This window comes from Ruegeria sp. TASC047 (genome assembly GCF_059612445.1).
The window spans coordinates 16742-35138 of record NZ_JBXWQP010000004.1; the positions used below are offsets into that span (position 1 = coordinate 16742).

20 protein-coding genes and 1 pseudogene are annotated in these 18397 nt (G+C 58.3%); 6 read left to right on the top strand and 15 right to left on the bottom strand.

The window, feature by feature from the left end:
• Position 1: 1 nt before the first annotated feature.
• The 15 genes from AC2FLO_RS00635 to rplO form a co-directional block, all read right to left on the bottom strand.
• The gene (locus AC2FLO_RS00635) at positions 2-1270 is read right to left on the bottom strand and encodes an amino acid ABC transporter permease (protein WP_480586684.1); all 1269 of its coding nucleotides are present in this window, start codon (positions 1268-1270) and stop codon (positions 2-4) included.
• 128 nt (positions 1271-1398) lie between these two features.
• The gene (locus AC2FLO_RS00640) at positions 1399-2415 is read right to left on the bottom strand and encodes an amino acid ABC transporter substrate-binding protein (RefSeq protein ID WP_209598866.1); all 1017 of its coding nucleotides are present in this window, start codon (positions 2413-2415) and stop codon (positions 1399-1401) included.
• Between the two features lie 205 nt (positions 2416-2620).
• On the bottom strand, positions 2621-3328 hold the full coding sequence (locus AC2FLO_RS00645) for an ATP12 family chaperone protein (RefSeq protein ID WP_496754707.1): 708 nt from the start codon (positions 3326-3328) through the stop codon (positions 2621-2623).
• A gap of 3 nt (positions 3329-3331) precedes the next feature.
• Complete coding sequence (locus AC2FLO_RS00650) at positions 3332-4003, bottom strand: HAD-IA family hydrolase (protein ID WP_209505876.1); 672 nt, start codon at positions 4001-4003, stop codon at positions 3332-3334.
• The gene (locus AC2FLO_RS00655; RefSeq protein WP_209505873.1) at positions 4000-5043 is read right to left on the bottom strand and encodes an RluA family pseudouridine synthase; all 1044 of its coding nucleotides are present in this window, start codon (positions 5041-5043) and stop codon (positions 4000-4002) included. The genes AC2FLO_RS00650 and AC2FLO_RS00655 overlap by 4 nt, the downstream gene beginning before the upstream one ends.
• A gap of 186 nt (positions 5044-5229) precedes the next feature.
• Positions 5230-6540, bottom strand: coding sequence for a replication-associated recombination protein A (locus tag AC2FLO_RS00660; RefSeq protein WP_480484766.1), 1311 nt, complete (start codon positions 6538-6540; stop codon positions 5230-5232).
• A 3-nt stretch (positions 6541-6543) separates the two neighbouring features.
• Positions 6544-7929: a trypsin-like peptidase domain-containing protein gene (locus AC2FLO_RS00665; protein WP_496754709.1), complete on the bottom strand. Its 1386-nt coding sequence runs from the start codon at positions 7927-7929 to the stop codon at positions 6544-6546.
• 65 nt (positions 7930-7994) lie between these two features.
• A complete protein-coding gene (locus AC2FLO_RS00670; RefSeq protein ID WP_496754711.1) occupies positions 7995-8402 on the bottom strand; it encodes a hypothetical protein in 408 nt (135 codons plus the stop codon).
• A 110-nt stretch (positions 8403-8512) separates the two neighbouring features.
• Positions 8513-8935 carry a 50S ribosomal protein L17 gene (gene rplQ / locus AC2FLO_RS00675; RefSeq protein ID WP_267363765.1) on the bottom strand — a complete coding sequence of 141 codons (423 nt, stop codon included), beginning with the start codon at positions 8933-8935 and terminating at the stop codon, positions 8513-8515.
• 175 nt (positions 8936-9110) lie between these two features.
• Positions 9111-10127: a DNA-directed RNA polymerase subunit alpha gene (locus tag AC2FLO_RS00680; protein WP_480484769.1), complete on the bottom strand. Its 1017-nt coding sequence runs from the start codon at positions 10125-10127 to the stop codon at positions 9111-9113.
• Between the two features lie 114 nt (positions 10128-10241).
• Entirely contained in the window at positions 10242-10631 is a 390-nt protein-coding gene (rpsK, locus tag AC2FLO_RS00685; protein ID WP_170462414.1) for a 30S ribosomal protein S11, read from the bottom strand.
• Between the two features lie 15 nt (positions 10632-10646).
• On the bottom strand, positions 10647-11015 hold the full coding sequence (gene rpsM, locus AC2FLO_RS00690) for a 30S ribosomal protein S13 (protein WP_209505862.1): 369 nt from the start codon (positions 11013-11015) through the stop codon (positions 10647-10649).
• A 201-nt stretch (positions 11016-11216) separates the two neighbouring features.
• On the bottom strand, positions 11217-11861 hold the full coding sequence (locus AC2FLO_RS00695) for an adenylate kinase (protein ID WP_209505861.1): 645 nt from the start codon (positions 11859-11861) through the stop codon (positions 11217-11219).
• Positions 11858-13222: a preprotein translocase subunit SecY gene (gene secY / locus AC2FLO_RS00700; RefSeq protein WP_480508517.1), complete on the bottom strand. Its 1365-nt coding sequence runs from the start codon at positions 13220-13222 to the stop codon at positions 11858-11860. Before secY ends, AC2FLO_RS00695 begins: the two co-directional genes overlap by 4 nt.
• Before the next feature lie 110 nt (positions 13223-13332).
• A complete protein-coding gene (rplO, locus tag AC2FLO_RS00705) occupies positions 13333-13806 on the bottom strand; it encodes a 50S ribosomal protein L15 (RefSeq protein WP_209505859.1) in 474 nt (157 codons plus the stop codon).
• Between the two features lie 320 nt (positions 13807-14126).
• On the opposite strand from rplO, the gene AC2FLO_RS00710 reads away from it, so the two are divergent.
• From AC2FLO_RS00710 to rpsS, 6 genes and pseudogenes are all read left to right on the top strand, one after another.
• On the top strand, positions 14127-15161 hold the full coding sequence (locus AC2FLO_RS00710) for a fatty acid desaturase (RefSeq protein WP_496754714.1): 1035 nt from the start codon (positions 14127-14129) through the stop codon (positions 15159-15161).
• A 5-nt stretch (positions 15162-15166) separates the two neighbouring features.
• Positions 15167-15247, top strand: a pseudogene (locus AC2FLO_RS00715) (50S ribosomal protein L23); the annotation flags it as partial.
• A 164-nt stretch (positions 15248-15411) separates the two neighbouring features.
• Positions 15412-15996 carry a sulfatase-like hydrolase/transferase gene (locus AC2FLO_RS00720; protein WP_496811607.1) on the top strand — a complete coding sequence of 195 codons (585 nt, stop codon included), beginning with the start codon at positions 15412-15414 and terminating at the stop codon, positions 15994-15996.
• 5 nt (positions 15997-16001) lie between these two features.
• Positions 16002-17045: a sulfatase-like hydrolase/transferase gene (locus AC2FLO_RS00725; RefSeq protein ID WP_496754718.1), complete on the top strand. Its 1044-nt coding sequence runs from the start codon at positions 16002-16004 to the stop codon at positions 17043-17045.
• 225 nt (positions 17046-17270) lie between these two features.
• Positions 17271-18113: a 50S ribosomal protein L2 gene (rplB, locus tag AC2FLO_RS00730; protein ID WP_170531634.1), complete on the top strand. Its 843-nt coding sequence runs from the start codon at positions 17271-17273 to the stop codon at positions 18111-18113.
• A 3-nt stretch (positions 18114-18116) separates the two neighbouring features.
• On the top strand, positions 18117-18395 hold the full coding sequence (gene rpsS, locus AC2FLO_RS00735; protein WP_005980699.1) for a 30S ribosomal protein S19: 279 nt from the start codon (positions 18117-18119) through the stop codon (positions 18393-18395).
• The last annotated feature ends 2 nt before the right edge of the window (positions 18396-18397 follow it).

Sequence of the window (18397 nt, forward strand, 5' to 3'; positions counted from 1 at the left end):
ATTACCGCTCCACCAGTTTTACACGGTTGTTGTACCAGTTCATCACCGCCGAGATGCTCAGCGAGATGGACAGATAGACCAGCATCAACAGCAGAACACATTCCAGCTCGCGACCGGTCTGGTTCATGGTGATGCCGCCAAGAGTCCCCGTGATGTCCATATATCCGACCGCGATCGCCAGTGACGAGTTCTTGGTCAGGTTCAGATAATTCGAGATCATGGGCGGAATGATCACCCGCAATGCCTGCGGCAGGATCACAAGGCGCATGGTCCGGCCCGGGCGCAGACCCAGCGCCGATGCGGCTTCGGTTTGGCCTTTTGAGATGGCCAAGATACCCGCACGAACGATCTCGGCGATGAAGGCCGCCGTGTAAAGCGACAAGGCCAGCCACAGCGCGATCAACGAGTTACGCAAATGTGTGCCACCGGTAAAGTTGAAGCCTTTCAGCTCAGGGAAACCAAGGTGAAACCCCAAGATGGTGAGAAGGACAATCATCGGCACAAACAGAATACCCAGCTGGATGTGCCAGATAGTCGGACGATCACCGGATGCCTCTTGCTTGGCTTGTGCCCAGGCGGACACCTTGCGCATCGCAAAGATGCTGCCGCCAAGCACGATCAGAATGGCGATCAGGTCCAGCGAGATATCGAACCGCAGGCTCGACGTGCCGAATATGTGGATATCACCCAAGCTGCGCGAGAACAGGAACTCCGGGATATAGACCCCGCGATTGGTCACCGCGACAGAATCGAACAGATTCATCGTGGCTTCTGGGTTTTCTCCGCGGAACGCCCTTGGTGCTGGCAGGCTTTCGATCAGAATGGCCATGGCCAGAACAATCCACAGCAGCACAGGTACGTTGCGGAACATCTCAACATAGACGGTCATGATCCGCGCAACCAGCCAGTTGTTGGACAGGCGCAGAACACCAACCAAAACACCGACTATCGTTGCTGTGATACAACCAAGAACCGCCACAACCAGCGTGTTCAGCAAGCCGATAAAGGCCGCGCGCAAGTGACTGTCGCGCGAATCGTATTCAAGCAAGCGCTGGTTGATATCGTAACTGGCCGGTTCTGCGAAAAAGCCGAACTCAACCGGTTTTCCAAGCGCTTCGAGGTTTTGGATGGTATTGGAAATGATCCAGGCTGCCAGAAGCATAAAGCCGATCATTGCAATGACCTGAATGGTCGCAGATCGGTACCGCGTATCATAAAGGAGCATGGACAGCCGGAACTGCTCCTTCGGCGGGTCAGTGAGAGTCGTCATGACCTATGTATATCCCCGTGCATCCCGTAAATATGTCGGCAGAGTTGATCCCTGCTCAAAACCGTACGGGCGTGATTCTTATGGATGGAAAAAGGGCGCAGGTTGCCCTGCGCCCTTCTCCGTCGATATTAGCGGAACGGCGGCGAGTACAGCAGGCCGCCTTCGGTCCACTGTGCGTTCAGGCCGCGTGCCAGACCAATCGGGGTTTCTTCACCGATGTTCTTGGCAAACACTTCGCCATAGTTGCCACCGGCTTTGATCGCCTTGGCTGCCCAGTCAGCGTCCAGACCCAGCATTTCGCCCAGGGTGCCTTCGGTACCCAGCAGGCGGTTGATTTCCGGGTTATCAGTTCCAGCGGCCAGTTCATCAATATTGGCCGAAGTTACGCCCAGCTCTTCAGCCGAGATCAGCGCGTTCAGAGTCCAGCGCACAACGTCGCCCCACTCGTGGTCGCCGTGACGGACCAGCGGGCCCAGCGGTTCTTTCGAGATGATTTCGGGCAGCAGGATGTGATCACCGGGGTTTTCGAATGTGGCGCGGGTTGCCGCCAGACCCGAAGCGTCGGTGGTGTATACGTCACATGCGCCAGCCAGATACTGCTGCTGTGCCTCGGCGTTGGTTTCGATCGGAACCGGTTCGTAGCTGATGTTGTTCGAACGGAAGAAGTCCGCCAGGTTCAGCTCGGTTGTGGTGCCGGTCTGGATACAAACGGTTGCGCCGTCCAGTTCCTTGGCCGAGCTTACGCCCAGTGCCTTGGGAACCATAAAGCCCTGACCGTCATAGTAGTTCACACCGGTAAATTCGAACTTCAGGTCGACGTCGCGGCTGAAGGTCCAGGTGGTGTTACGCGCCAGCATGTCGATCTCGCCCGAGGCCAGAGCGGTAAAACGTGTTTTACCGGTGGTCGGAACGAATTCTACCGCGCTTGCATCGCCCAGAACAGCAGCAGCAACGGCACGGCACAGCGATACGTCAAAGCCCTGCCATTCGCCATTGGCGTCAGGAGCAGCAAAGCCAACCAGACCGGTGGTCACACCACAGTTCAGCTTGCCGCGCGCTTTAACGTCGTCAACGGTCCCTGCCACGGCTGCGCCAGCAGCAAGACCGGCAATCGTTGCCGCGCCCAAGATTACGGATTTTTTCATTTTTACCTCTTCCTGATTTCCCGCCCCATCAGAGGCGGCTCTGCCCGGCAAGTGGATGCCGGATAGGTTACTCCAAAGGTGTCTCCCCTTTAGTGGCACTGAGTTTGGGCGTATTCATAAACAAACGTCAAGGGTCGGATCATCGAAAACGATGGATCAGACCCCAACCAATTTGAACATTTGGCCAAAAATCGGAAAATAAGGATCAAACCGACATATCAAAGAAGCGTTTAGCATGCAGAAATGCGGCTTTCTTCGTTTCGGCAACCGCATGGGCCTCGTCATCGTGACCCCATTGTTCGATCTGCCAGGTTTCGTCCAGCCTCGAAATGCGCCATATTTCGGCCGGTTCGCGCCAATCCATGGCCGCCGCAAACCCGAGAATCAATGACCCTGACAAGCTGACCAGATCGTGGAACGCCGCCAGTTGAAACGCATCCAGCGCGTGGACGCGAGCGCGCAGAGCCGACAGGGCAGCGGCAGATTGCGGCTTGTGCAACACACCGATAACCGGCTGCAAGCGAGCAGACAGCGCAGCCTCGGCCCAGTCCAGTGCCGGATCCCATTCGGCGCTTTGACGTTCCTGCAACTCTGTTGGATGTGTCGCTTGATAGCACAGCAGATCAGAATCGCCGTAATCCGCAAGCATATCGGCAACTTCCCCGTGCTGGGGCCGAACCTTGTCGATTGCCGCATTCGCCGAACGGGTGCATGGCATCGTCGACGGATCTACCTCTTTCTGCTGGGCATCCCATTCTGCCGCAACCGCTTCGGCCATGGCGCGGGTCGGCAGGATCAACGCCGCTTTGGCAGGGGACTTGACGCGGCGGCCATCCAGTTCAACCGTAAACCCACCGTCGACCTCGGTAATCCGGCTTTCTTTCCAGAAGCGTTTCGGTTTCCAGTCACTCATGTTTCAGTTCCATATCCCGGCCAGCGCAGTGGGCAACTGGTCAAAGGTCTCAATCATGCAGGTGGCCGAGGTCAAAGCAGACCGATCATGGTACCCCCATGCCACGCCGATGCCGCGCACTCCGGCAGCAGCGGCCATGTCCATGTCATAGCTTGTATCGCCAACCATCACCGCGCAGTCGGGTTCGACACCGGTCTCGGCCAACGCGGCCTGCACCATGGACGGATGCGGCTTCGACGGATGGTGGTCGGCGACCTGCCGGGTGACGAAGTAGCGCTCAAGCCCATGCACTTCGATCAACGCATCAAGCCCGCGCTGGGATTTGCCGGTTGCCACCCCAAGAAGCACTTCGGGTACGGCGTGCAAGGCTTCAATCGCCTCTCGCGCGCCGGGATAGAGTGGAGAGCTGGCAGCGCCCAAATCCAAGCGATGCGCGTGATAAGCTTCCTTGTACCCTTCAACGAGATCGTTCTGTACCGAGGAAGGTTGGTCCGGCACCAATCGTGCGATGGCATGTGGCAGGGACAGCCCGACAATGGACAGGATCACCTCTCGCGTCGGTACAGGTACCGACGCTGCCTGAAAGCTGGTGGTCATGGCGTGAACGATACTGCCCTGGCTGTCGACCAGAGTACCATCGACATCAAACAGAACCAACCGCAGGGGTGCGCTCATTGCAGCGCCTCAAACGGGTCGTCTGCGGCCAGATCTTCGGTCCAGCCGAAGGTGTCCCAGCTGTGTTTCATATGTTCCGGCAAGGGCGCGGTCACGGTCACAGGTTTGCGCGTGATCGGATGCAGGAATGACAGTCGCCGCGCGTGCAGATGCAGCTTTTTGCTGATGATCCCACCCAATTGTGCGCCCCAGCCGTCACCCAGGTTTTCCTGCCCCGAGCCACCGTATTTTCCGTCGCCGATGATCGGATGCCCGATCGCTGCCATATGCGCGCGCAGTTGGTGGGTGCGGCCCGTGATTGGCTCCATCGCCACCCAAGCGGCGCGCCCGGCCACCCGGTAGAGGGTCGCATAATGTGTATGTGCCCGTTTCGCACCGGGGGTGCTGTCGATCTCGTTCATATGGACGGGGATCATCTTTTCACCCTCGCCGTGGGCGCCATGACCGGCTGCTTTCACAAGACCCGTCTTGATTTCACCCAGATATGGCGTGGGAACGCCTGCAACCAGCGCCCAGTAAATCTTGCGCGTGTCGCGGTGACGGAAAGCGGCTGTCAGCCCCTTCGCGGCTTCGCGCGTACGGGCCAGCAGCAGAACACCTGACGTGTCCTTGTCCAGGCGATGAACCAGACGCGGGTTTTCGTCATACCCAAACCGCAACGCCTCAGACAGGCTGTCGACATGCCGGGTCTGCCCGCTGCCGCCCTGAACCGGCAGGCCCTGCGGCTTGTTCAGGGCCAGAATGTGATCATCACGGTAGATCACGCAGGACTGGATCATCTTGGCATCCGCATCCGAGATACGATGCTTGACCTCAACCGGTTTGTGATCAGGCCCTGGCAATGGCGGCACACGAACCACCTGCCCGACCTCCAATCGGGTCGAGGCCTTGGCCCGGCTGCCATCCACACGCAGTTCTCCCTTGCGGCACATCTTTTCGATGCGGCCCTGGCTGACATGCGGGAACAGGCGGCGCAACCAGCGGTCCACACGCTGATCGCCGTCCCCTTCAGCGACTGTAATCATCTGTACGCCACTCATGCCATTGCCCCTTGCGCCGCGCGGGTGATCCGCCCGGATTGCGTCTTTGTCCGTGTCCCAGAAATCATGGGGGTCTCTCGCGCGCAACGCGGCAAGAGTCAAGGTATCAGACAGGAACGTTTGGCGTTCGTGGGGGCTCAGCGTCGCCCGCCACTCCTCGGCGCGGTCAATACATTCCCAGCCAGCCTAGCTGTTGCGCTGGGTCCGAAGCTTGGCGAAGTAATCGAGGCGCTTTTTCAGCTCACGCTCGAATCCGCGCTCGACCGGTTGATACAGAACCGGGCGTTTCATTGTTTCGGGAAAATAGTTCTGACCAGAAAACCCGTCTTCGGCGTCATGGTCATACGCATAGCCAGCACCATATCCCTGATCCTTCATCAGTGATGTGGGGGCATTCAGGATATGCTTGGGCGGTGGCTCACTGCCTGATTGCTTGGCCAGCCGCATCGCTGCCTTATAGCCGACATAGGCACCGTTGGATTTCGGGGCCAGGGCCAGATAAACCAGCGCCTGCGCCAGCGCCAGCTCACCTTCGGGAGAGCCGAGCCGCTCATACGTTTCCCAGGATTGCAGGCAGATGGCCTGCGCCTGCGGGTCGGCCAGACCGATATCCTCGACCGCCATCCGTGTGATCCGACGCGCCAGATAGCGCGGGTCTTCGCCCCCTGTCAGCATTCGCGCGAACCAGTACAGCGCCGCGTCCGGGTCGGACCCGCGCACCGATTTGTGCAGGGCTGAAATCAGGTTGTAATGTTCATCACCCGACTTGTCATATTTCGCCGCCCGCCGCATCAGCCGCGTCGACAGCGCGTCCGTGTCCAGTGGCGCATCCACCTTCCAGGCCGAGACCTGTTCGATCAGGTTCAGCAACGCCCGTCCGTCACCATCCGCCATTTCCTGCAACGCATCGCGGGCTGCGGGTGTCAACGGCAGCGCGCGGTCCAGCTCTTTTTCGGCGCGCTGGGTCAGGCGTTCAAGATCGGAAAGGCCAAGCCGTTCCAGCACCAGAACCTGCGACCGGCTGAGAACCGCGGCGTTCAGCTCAAAGGACGGGTTCTCGGTCGTTGCCCCGACCAGAAGGATCGTGCCGTCCTCCATATGCGGCAGAAACCCGTCCTGCTGCGCCTTGTTGAAGCGGTGGATCTCGTCCACGAACAGCAAGGTCCCCTGCCCGTTCTGGCGCCTGATCTTGGCCGCTTCAAAAACCTTCTTCAAATCCGGAACACCGGTGAAAATCGCACTGATCTGAACGAATTGCAGATCGGTTTCCTGCGCCAGCAACCGTGCGATCGTTGTCTTGCCGACACCGGGCGGCCCCCAGAAGATCAGGCTGGACAGACTGCCTGACGCCAGCATGACCCCCAGCGGTGCATCCGGGCCAAGAACCTGTTCCTGACCGATGACCTCGGCCAGTGACTGCGGGCGCAACCGGTCCGCCAGGGGACGGTGTGGCGCAGCGGTGGGTTCCGTTGGCCCGGTATCGAACAGATCGCTCACGGGTTACAGCCGGAACCGCAATGAGACTGACCGGCCACCGCGCAGAAGACCCATCTGCACACGACGACCCGGATCTGTCAGCGCATTCTCCACATCCCCAGGACGTTCGATGTCATTGGAATTGATGCTTTCAAGAATATCCCCCGATCGCAAACCCGCGCGGCCACCATAGGGGCCGGGATCAACAACAACGACACCTGTCTGGGACAGTGGCAAGCCCATATCGGAGATCACCGCAGGATTGACGCGGGACACCACCAGCCCCGGCAGGACAGTGTCTTCATCCAATGTCGTCTTTTCAGCGGCGGGGGTTTCCGGCGCTTTGATCAGTGCCACCTCAACCTCTTCGCTCTGGGTGCCGCGCAGCCGTGTCAGAACCGATGTTCCCCCCACCCCCGCTACGGACATGCGAAACTTCATCTCGGCTGGCGAGTTCACTTCGTCCCCGTCCACATGGGTCACGACGTCCCCCACCTTAAGCCCCGCCTCACGCAGCGGGCTAAGGTCATGCAGGTCCGAGATGACAACACCCAGCGGGATGGCAAGACCAAGGGATTCAGCAATATCCGCGCTCATATGTTGACCGGTCATGCCTGCCCAGGGGCTGATAAAACTGTCATTGCCCTGCTGGGCCTGTTTCAGAAACTCGGCCACAAGATTTGCGGGGATGGCAAAACCGATGCCATTCGACCCGCCCGAGCGTGTCAGAATTGACGTGTTGATCCCGATCAGGTCCCCGTTCACATCAATCAGAGCACCACCGGAGTTGCCCGGGTTGATCGCTGCATCTGTCTGAATGAAATACCCGCGTGCATTGCCTGTCGCAGTACCTGTGCGCGCCAAGCCCGAGATGATACCAGAGGACACCGTTTGCCCCACCCCGAACGGGTTGCCGATGGCAAGGGCCAGTTCGCCAACCTCGACCTGATCGGAATCGCGCAGGGTCAGATAGGGCAGGTCTTGCGCCTCTTCCAGACGCAGGATCGCAATGTCGCTTTCTTCATGCCCCAGTACGACCGTGGCAGAAAACTCGCGCCGGTCGGTTGTCACGACCCTGATTTCGGTCGCCGAGCCTACAACATGGTAGTTGGAAACAACGTAGCCATCTTCAGTCAGGATGACCCCGGAACCGAGCGAGTTCTGAACCCGCGGCTGCGGCGTTCCCAAGCTGCCGCCAAAGAAATCCCGAAAGAACGGGTCCGAGTAAAACGGGCTGGCCCGCCCCTGCCGCACGATCTTGGCGTAGATATTCACCACCGCAGGCGAGGCCTTTTTGACCACCGGAGCAAAGCCCAGAGAGATTTCGGACTGCGATTGCGGGATGCGGGTTTCGGCAAATGCTGGCAGGGCCATGACAAGCATAAGAGAGATGAAGGATGCGCGGATCATGGGGGCTCCGGATTTGATTATCCTTGGGATATGCGGGGCAAAGGCAATAAATGCAAGCCGCGCGCTCAGCTTCGGCGGCGCAGGAACTTGAGCCCGGACCAATCGGCGTCAATCGCGCAAACCTTCACGTCGACCCAGCCCAGCGGCAGGATTTCACTGCGCAGCATATCCTCGGTCACACCTGCGTGCAGGGGCGAAGATTTCTTGGCCCAGGAGACCCACAGCATTCCTCCGCTCCGTATGTGGGCGATTTGCTCAGCGGCCAATTCGGCGATCTGGTCCGGATGGTTCAGGAACATGTGAACCGCATCCGCAGGATCGGCTGCAGGGTCGAACAGAACACCGTCGGCACCTGCAGTCAGGTTGGGATAATGGGCAGGAGCGTTGAGCGTACGGACCGCATATCCGGGTTTGAAACCCAGTTTCGCCCAGAGCGGTTTGCCCGAGTATCCAGCAGCAGGTTTATTTGTCATAACGGTTTGAACTTAATGGACAATCCACATGATGACAATTGGCTGACTGAGGCACAAAAAAAGCCTGCCCGATTGCTCGGGCAGGCGCATTAGGTCGATGACCTTAGTGCTTATTCTTCGGCTGCGGCTTCTTCGGCAGCAGTACGGGCTTTGTCCGCGGCGCCTTTGGCATCAACATCGCGATCGACGAATTCGATGATCGCCATCGGAGCCATGTCACCATAGCGGAAGCCGGCTTTCAGGATGCGGACGTAACCGCCCTGACGCTCGGCATAGCGGGGGCCCAGAACTTCGAACAGCTTGGCGACGTCTTTGTCTTCTTTCAGCTGTGCTGCGGCCTGACGGCGGGCGTGCAGGTCGCCGCGCTTGCCCAGGGTAATCAGCTTTTCGATGATCGGGCGCAGTTCTTTTGCCTTGGGCAGAGTTGTCTTGATCTGCTCATGTTCGATGAGCGAGCCAGCCATGTTTGCAAACAGAGCCTTGCGGTGCTCATGAGTACGGTTCAGGCGGCGGTAACCACGTGCGTGACGCATTTTTCAATTCCTTCTTTCGCGTTTTGCTTTGTCCGGCCTCCGATGCGTGTCAGAGGCTCACCTTGGGGCGGGATTGCCCGGATTGTACGTTTTGTACCGGCTTTCGGACCCCATTGGTCCGAAATGTACAAAACCTGCGACGGCAGGTTGGCCCCGCCGCCGCAGCCGAAGATACTTAGAACGCGTCTTCGAATTTCTTTGCCAGATCTTCGATGTTGTCGGGCGGCCAGTCCTCGACATCCATGCCGAGGTGCAGACCCATGCCGGACAGCACTTCCTTGATCTCGTTCAGCGACTTGCGGCCGAAGTTCGGGGTGCGCAGCATCTCGGCTTCGGTCTTCTGGATCAGGTCGCCGATATAGACGATGTTGTCGTTCTTCAGGCAGTTTGCCGAACGGACCGACAGTTCCAGCTCGTCCACTTTCTTGAGCAGCAGCGGGTTGAACTCCAGACCATCGTCCTCGTCCTGACGGTTTGCCGATTCCGGCTCGTCGAAGTTGACGAAGATCGACAGCTGATCCTGCAGGATGCGCGCGGCATAGGCCAGTGCGTCATCGGGGGTGATCGAACCGTCGGTGTCGATCTTCAGGGTCAGCTTGTCATAGTCCAGAACCTGACCTTCGCGGGTCGGCTGCACGTCATAGGCGACTTTCTTGACCGGCGAATAGATCGCGTCGATCGGGATCAGACCGATGGGCGCATCTTCCGGCTTGTTCTTTTCAGCCGAAACGTAACCCTTGCCGGTGTTGACGGTCAGTTCCATGAACAGGTCGGCGCCGTCGTCCAGGTGACAGATGACGTGATCGCGGTTCAGAACCTCGATGCCTGCGCTTTCGCTGATGTCACCAGCCGTAACGATTGCCGGGCCTTTGGCATTGATCGACAGGCGCTTGGGGCCTTCGACTTCCATGCGCAGGGAAACCTGCTTGAGGTTCAGGATGATGTCGGTGACGTCTTCACGCACACCCGCCACGCTCGAGAACTCGTGCAGGACGTTGTCGATCTGGACGCTGGTGATGGCCGCGCCTTGCAGCGAGCTCATCAAAACGCGACGCAGGGCGTTGCCCAGGGTCAGACCAAAACCACGTTCCAGCGGTTCGGCAACCAGGGTCGCCTGACGCGCAGGGTCGTTGCCCGGCTTGGCTTCCAGCTGGGTCGGCTTGATCAATTCTGCCCAATTCTTGTGGATCATGTAATCCCTCCATTCCTGCCCGCGCCCCATGACCAACAAGGTGCAGACGCCCGAGGTTCAAAATGACGTGCTGGGGCCGTGCAAAAACACAGCCCCAGCTTAATTCCAGATCGCTTAGACGCGACGACGCTTCGGCGGACGGCAGCCGTTGTGAGCAATCGGGGTCACGTCACGGATCGACGTGATGTTGAAGCCCACGGCAGCCAGTGCGCGCAGAGCCGATTCACGACCCGAACCGGGGCCCTGAACTTCGACTTCCAGCGTCTTGACGCCATGTTCCTGCGCTTTCTTGCCTGCGTCTTCCGCAGCCATCTGCGCGGCATACGGAGTAGATTTCCGCGATCCCTTGAAGCCCATGGTACCGGCAGACGACCACGAGATGGCGTTGCCCTGTACGTCCGAGATCAGGATCTTGGTGTTGTTGAAGGTCGAGTTCACATGGGCAACGCCCGATGCGATGTTCTTGCGCTCTTTGCGCTTGATGCGAGTCTTATCGCGTGCCATCGGTCAGACCCTCCCTTATTTCTTCTTACCGGCAATGGCCTTTGCGGGGCCTTTGCGGGTACGAGCGTTGGTGTGGGTACGCTGACCGCGAACCGGCAGGTTGCGGCGGTGACGCAGACCGCGATAGCAGCCCAGGTCCATCAGACGCTTGACGTTCATCTGAACTTCGCGACGCAGGTCACCTTCGACGGTGTAGTTGGCGTCGATATGTTCGCGGATGGCCAGAACTTCGGCATCCGACAGTTCATTGACGCGGCGGTGCGCTTCAATGCCCACGGCTTCGCAGATTGCGTTGGCCGAGGTGTTGCCGATACCGGTGATATATGTGAGGGCGATTGGAACCCGCTTTGCAGTCGGGATGTTTACGCCGGCAATACGTGCCACGTGTCACTTTCCTTTTTGTTGCGGTTCCGTAACTCCGGAACCTTTTTTCACAACACTTTACCGTGGCAGTGACGCCAGAGGGTCCAGTATTACTCGAGGTGGTCGGGGCATTTGGGACGAATCCCGCATGCGGTCTTGATTCCCTTTAGGGATGGGGGTCGATATGGGCTTTTGGTGGGGCCGTCAAGCCCCAACTTTCGGTCAACCCAGTATCGCCTCGATCGACGCCGTCACTTCCTTGATATCCGCCAGCCCGTTGACTGGGCGCAGATCGCCCTTGGCGTAGTAATAGCCAATCAGCGGAGACGTCTTCTTGTAGTATTCCATCAGGCGCGTGCGCAGGCTGTCTTCGTTGTCATCGGCGCGGCGCTGGAAATCATTTTCCTTGCCGCAATTGGTGCATTTGCCATCTGCCGGGATCGGCTTGGTGTTGTCGTTATAGACCTCGCCACATCCGCCGCAGGTTGAGCGTGCGGTGATCCGGCCCACCAGCGCGTCGTCATCGACGCGCATCTCGATCACGGTGTGCAGCGACTGGCCCAGCTTGGTCAGCAGAGCGGCCAGAGCATCGGCCTGCGCCAGCGTGCGGGGAAAGCCGTCAAAGATGAAACCGGCGCCTGTTTCGGTGGTCAGTTTCTCTTCGATCAGGCCGATCACGATTTCGTCGGTGACCAGCTTGCCCGCATCCATGATCGCCGCAACCTTCCGGCCCATCTCGGTGCCCGAGGTCTTGGCTTCGCGCAGCATGTCGCCCGTGCTGAGCTGTACCATGCCGCGTGTTTCAACCAAGTGACGCGCCTGCGTTCCTTTCCCGGCCCCCGGGGGGCCCAACAGAATGATATTCATCGACGAGAGGGTCCCTTCCTGCCGCGTTTCTTGCTTTTGCCGCGCAGTTGAGACTTTTCGATAAGCCCTTCGTATTGATGCGCCAGAAGATGGCTCTGAACCTGCTGGATCGTGTCCATGGTCACTGAGACGATAATCAGAACCGAGGTGCCGCCGAAATAGAACGGGATGGCAAATTGGCCCCGCAGGATTTCAGGCAGCAGACAGACGGCGGCCAGATAGGCCGAACCCAGCACCAGCACGCGGTTGACCACATATTCCAGATACTCGGCGGTTTTCTTGCCGGGGCGGATACCGGGCACGAACCCGTTCTGCTTTTTCAGGTTGTCCGCCACATCATCCGGTTTGAACGACACGTTGAACGTGTAGAAATACGCAAAGAACACGATCATCGACGCGAAGAACAGCAGATACAGCGGCTGTCCGGGGCCGAAATTGGCCAGCAGCCACGACATGACCGGCCCGTTTGCAGCGCCCGACGAGAAGGTCGAGATCGTCACCGGCAGCAGCAGCAGCGAGCTGGCAAAGATCGCCGGGATCACGCCCGCGGGGTTGACCTTGACCGGCAGGTGGCTGGAGCCGCCTTCATAGATTTTCATCCCGGCCTGACGGCGCGGGTACTGGATATGGATCTTTCGCAGCGCCCGTTCCATGAAGACCACGAACATGATGACGGCAATCACCATCACGATCACGCCAACAATCACGGCGGGGCTGATTGCGCCCGAACGGCCCGACGCGAAGAACTGCGCCAGGGCGGCGGGGACCTCGGCGATGATGCCGACGAAAATGATCAGAGAGATACCGTTGCCGATGCCGCGTGCGGTGATCTGCTCACCCAGCCACATCAGGAACATGGTGCCGCCAACCAGCGTGATCATGGTCGACATGCGGAAATACAGCCCCGGATCGGTCGCCAGATCGCCCGATTCCAGTGACACAGCCAGACCATAGGCCTGAACGGTGGCCAGCGCCACGGTGCCGAAACGGGTGTATTGGTTGATCTTCTTGCGGCCCTGCTCGCCCTCTTTCTTGAGCTGTTCGAGCGCGGGAACCATCGATGTCAGCAGCTGCACGATGATCGAGGCCGAAATATAGGGCATGATGCCAAGGGCAAAGATGCCCATTCGGCCAAGCGCCCCGCCTGTAAACATCGAAACCATGCCGCCGATGCCCTGCCCCGCTTGTTCCATGAACTCGCGCAATGCTGCTCCGTCGATCCCCGGCACCGGAATGAAGGTGCCCAGACGATAGACGATCAGCAAACCCAGCGTGAACAGGATGCGGTTGCGCAGATCGGTGGCCTTGCCAAGGGCAGCCCAGCTTGTGTTGGCTGCCATTTGTTCTGCTGCTGATACCATAAAGTCGGTCTCTCTTATGCAAACGCCGCCCGGAACCGTTTTCCGGCTCGGACGGCGTCTTGGAAAACTCTGAAGTCTATGTAAGCGGGTCTTTGCCCGCTCACAAGCGCTTACTCTGCCGCAGCGGCTTTTGTGACTTTCAGTGAACCGCCCGCTTTTTCAACTGCCTCGACAGCAGCTTTCGACGCACCGGTCACTTCCAGGTTCACCTTGGCGCTGATCTCGCCTTTGGCCAGAACGCGGATGCCGTCCAGTTTGCGACGGACCAGACCGGACGCAACCAGTGCATCCTCGGTGATCGCAGCTTTGGCGTCCAGCTTGCCGGCGTCGACGAATTTCTGGATCAGACCCAGATTGATAACGGCAAATGCCTTGCGGTTGGGCTTGTTGAAGCCACGCTTGGGCAGACGCTGGTACAAGGGCATCTGACCGCCTTCATAGCCGTTGATGGCCACACCCGAGCGGGATTTCTGGCCTTTGATACCACGGCCACCCATTTTACCTTTGCCGGAACCCGGACCACGGCCAACGCGGGTGCGTTTCGGGGCGGCGCCAGGATTGTCGCGCAATTCGTTCAGTTTCATTTCGCTTCTCCTAAGCCGGATATGACCCCCGAAGCGTGATGGGCCAAACACGGCATTTCTTGGTTTTGATTCTCGCGGCCAAAAAGCCACCGCAGGCGTATAGGCCCGATGATCCCCCTTGGCAAGCCTGTAGATCGCCAGCCGCTTGGCCTGATCGGCCAAAGCCCCGGGACCGGCCCCGCAAGGTGAACCCAAAAGGACACCTTCACCGGGGTCTGACCGAAAATTGAGCACGAAATATGGCGATTTTGGCAAATATCGCTTGCCATGACCGGGCGGTAGTCTATCCGGATTGCCACAAACAAGAACTTGGCAGGCGCATGACTGAAACCACTCTTTCGACCCGGACACAGCCTGGGGCTACCGCTGCACGTGACTGGGTCACAACGCTTGCCAAATATCGCGAACCCGATCAGCTGCGCAGCGCGTTTGAACTGGGCGTCAGTATCATCCCCTTCTTCGCGCTTTGGGCCTTGTCCTGGATGTCGCTGTCGGTCAGCTATTGGCTGGCTTTTGCGATCTCCGTTCTCAACGCGGCCTTTCTGTTGCGTCTGTTTGCCATCCAGCATGATTGCGGGCACGGCGCGTTCTTCAAGAACCGGACGGTCAGCGACTGGGTTGGACGCGCGATCGGAGTTCTGACGCTGACACCGTATGATGTCTGGCGCCGCACGCATTCCACACATCACAACAGTTCCGGCAATCTGGGCAAGCGCGGGATGGGCGATATCCACACCCTGACCGTGGCCGAATATCAGGCAAAAACCCCGATGAGCCGGTTCTGGTATCGCGTGTATCGAAACCCGATCACCCTGTTCGTCTTTGGCCCCGGTTATCTGTTCCTGTTTCAGAACCGCCTTCCACTGGGCCTGACCGACAGCGTCCGGTTCTGGGTCAGCGCCATGGCCACCAATCTTGCCATTCTGGTTGCGCTTGTGGCCATTTACTATTTTGGCGGGCTGATGCCGATGGTTCTGATCTTCCTGCCCTCGACCCTGATTGCCGCCACCGCCGGGGTATGGCTGTTCTATGTGCAACACCAGTTCGAGGACACGCATTGGGACGCCGATGAAGACTGGCAGTTGCACGAAGCGGCGCTGCACGGAAGCTCTCATTATATTTTGCCGTCCGTGTTGCAGTGGTTCACCGCCAATATCGGCATCCACCACGTGCATCACCTGTACAGCCGCATTCCGTTCTATCGCCTGACCGAAGTGCTGCGCGACCATGATGAGCTGGCCAACAGCAACCGGATGACCATCCGCGAAAGCCTCGCCAACGCGCGCCTGCACCTGTGGGACGAGCAAAGCCGCCGACTGCTGTCCTTCGCCGAGGCCCGCGCGCTGTATGGGTGAGGGGTAGGTTCCGCGGCCAGCTGGGCCGTCTGAAAGACGTCAAAAAAGCAAATGTGACCCTGGAAGAGGGTAACACCATTAACGTTCTACCGGTCTCTGATCGGATCCGTCTTTGGAGAGAGATAAGGGCCCCCGCGAAGGCGGGGGCCCTTTTTTTTGATTGACGGGGCTCTCTCCTTCAAATTGTTGAATGTTTGACTGGTGGGCTCAAACCGCTATCCTTGAGACGATAGTCAATTGGGGGGATTTGATGCTTTTTCGAACCATTTTTGCCGGGTTGGCCGCTGCAACAACTCTGCATGCACAAGGCCAACCGATTGTACATGACGGCGAGTACGAATTCCTTCGGGCGCAATTCGGTGATCAATGGGACGCGCAGGATCTCGAAGTCGATGCAAAGCTTGCAGCTATTCGATCTGCCAATAATGACCGCCCACCAAACATATTCTTTGTCCTGATAGACGATGTGAGTTTCGGCCTGATGGGCAGTCGGCCAATGAACTATGTGACGGGCTTTGATACCCCGGAAATCAACGATTTTGCCGCAGAGAGCCTTTCTCTTATGCGCATGTACACAGAGCCCTCTTGCACTCCGACGAGAACGGCTTTTTTGACGGGTCGCCACCCGGTTCGTGCCGGGCAGGAAGAAGTGAAAGTTGCCCTGGTTGGCGAAGGACTGTCGGCAGATGAGGTGACGCTGGCCGAGGTTTTAAAGCAATCCGGTTACAATACTGCCCATGTAGGTAAGTGGCATCAGGGAGATATTGAGCAGTCGTTCCCGCACAATCAGGGGTTCGATAACGCCTTTTTTCTGTCCATCAGCAAGTGCAGCTGAGTTTGATGACACCTGAAGCCGCAGCAGCGAGCAATCTAAACGGTTGGCACCGATCTACCCAGTCCGGTGAATTTGCCATTGACCAACTGTTTAAACCCTATGGGCTTGTGACGGGGTTGGAGGCTATGGCGGGGGGATTGGCCCGAGAAGTTGACCTCGCTCCGGGTGAAGAATGGACGCAGGCGCATTACGAGCGAATGAATGAGCGCTATCAATCCCAAGCCCTGGAACAGCTCGAACTGTTATCGAAAGAAGACTCTCCCTTCTTCCTGCAATATTGGCCGCTCTATCCGTTGAACTTCACCTATTCCGATCAGCAAACGAGTCGGAATGGTGGCTTCATGGCGGACAAGTTGGAAGTTGTAGATACATGGTTTGGCGAATTGCTGGCCAAGATTGATGACCTCGGTATATCCGAGAACTCACTGGTCATTTTTATGGCGGATAACGGGATATTCAAACAATACTCGCCGGATTCGGGGATGATGGAGTTAATATATCGCGGTGGTAAAGCCGAACACCTTGAAGGTGGTGTGCGGGTTGATGCTTTTGTCAGATGGCCAGCCGCCGTCGAAGCCGGAAGCTATGCCGGTGACATTATTCACGTCTCAGATCTATACACCACGCTGGCTCGGATCGCGGGAGGCAGTGAACATATTCCGCGCGATCGTGTGATAGATGGGATAGACCAGACCGCATTGCTTTTGGAGGGCGAGGGGAACTCACGCCGAGACTACGTCTATATCTACGAGGGTCCTGTTCTGCGTTCGATTGTTAAGCAGGAATTCAAAATGCACTTACCGCCGCCCGGTGTGCCCGGCGCTGCAGCGCCGGTTTATAACGTGTTGCGTGACCCTCGTGAATCCACGCCCGATATCGGTGGCTCACTCTGGTCCGGCGCGTCCTTTCAGGACATGATGAAACGGCACCAGAAGATGATCGAAAAGTATCCTCACCTGCCACTGGGCAAAGGTGTGCCCTATGGGGGGATCGAAAACCTGCGGCCCGAGAGTGAAAAGGCCCGCGAAGTGTTTTCAAGCTGGCAGTAGTTGCAGCTTGAGGCGATCGCATGTTTGGAAGATGAAATTCGGGTTTCTTCTATAGACACCCACCCCCAACACTGCTAAACGCTCCCAATCTTACGGCCTCGGATTCGTTCCGGGGCCTCTGATATTTGTAACCGGGGACCTTCGGGGCCCTATACCCTTGGCACCTACGGGGGCCTATCACATAGCGGGGAAATCCCCGCACTTGCTAAACGGAAGACAGAAAGCATGGCACTCAAGTCGTACAAGCCGACGACGCCGGGCCAGCGCGGGCTGGTGCTGATCGACCGTTCGGAGCTTTGGAAAGGACGTCCGGTCAAGTCTCTTACAGAGGGTTTGACCAAATCGGGCGGCCGGAACAACACCGGACGGATCACTTCACGCCGCCGCGGCGGTGGCGCAAAGCGTCTCTACCGGATCGTTGACTTCAAACGGAATAAATTTGATGTCGCGGCAACCGTCGAACGGATCGAATATGACCCGAACCGGACCGCGTTCATCGCACTGGTAAAATACGAAGACGGCGAGCAGGCGTATATCCTGGCTCCGCAGCGTCTGGCTGTTGGTGACAAGGTCATCGCGTCGGCAAAGGCCGATATCAAGCCGGGCAACGCAATGCCGTTCTCGGGCATGCCCATCGGTACCATCGTCCACAACATCGAGATGAAGCCTGGCAAAGGCGGTCAGATCGCACGTGCGGCCGGTACTTACGCGCAATTCGTGGGCCGCGATGGCGGTTACGCTCAGATCCGTCTGAGCTCGGGCGAGCTGCGCATGGTCCGTCAGGAATGCATGGCCACCATCGGTGCCGTGTCCAACCCCGACAACAGCAACCAGAACCTTGGTAAAGCCGGTCGTATGCGCCACAAGGGCGTGCGTCCGTCGGTTCGTGGTGTTGCTATGAACCCGATCGATCACCCGCATGGTGGTGGTGAGGGTCGTACCTCGGGTGGCCGTACGCCGGTTACGCCGTGGGGTAAGGACACCAAGGGTAAGCGTACCCGCAACAAGAACAAAGCGTCCCAGAAGCTGATCATCCGCTCGCGGCACGCCAAGAAGAAGGGACGTTAATCCATGTCTCGCTCTGTTTGGAAGGGTCCTTTCGTCGATGCTTACGTGCTGAAAAAAGCCGAAGCAGCGCGCGAGTCGGGCCGCAACGAAGTCATCAAGATCTGGTCGCGTCGTTCCACCATCCTGCCCCAGTTCGTGGGTCTGACCTTTGGTGTGTACAACGGCCAGAAGCATATCCCGGTAAACGTCTCGGAAGACATGATCGGTCAGAAGTTCGGTGAATATTCGCCGACACGGACCTATTATGGCCACGCCGCAGACAAAAAAGCGAAGCGGAAGTAAGT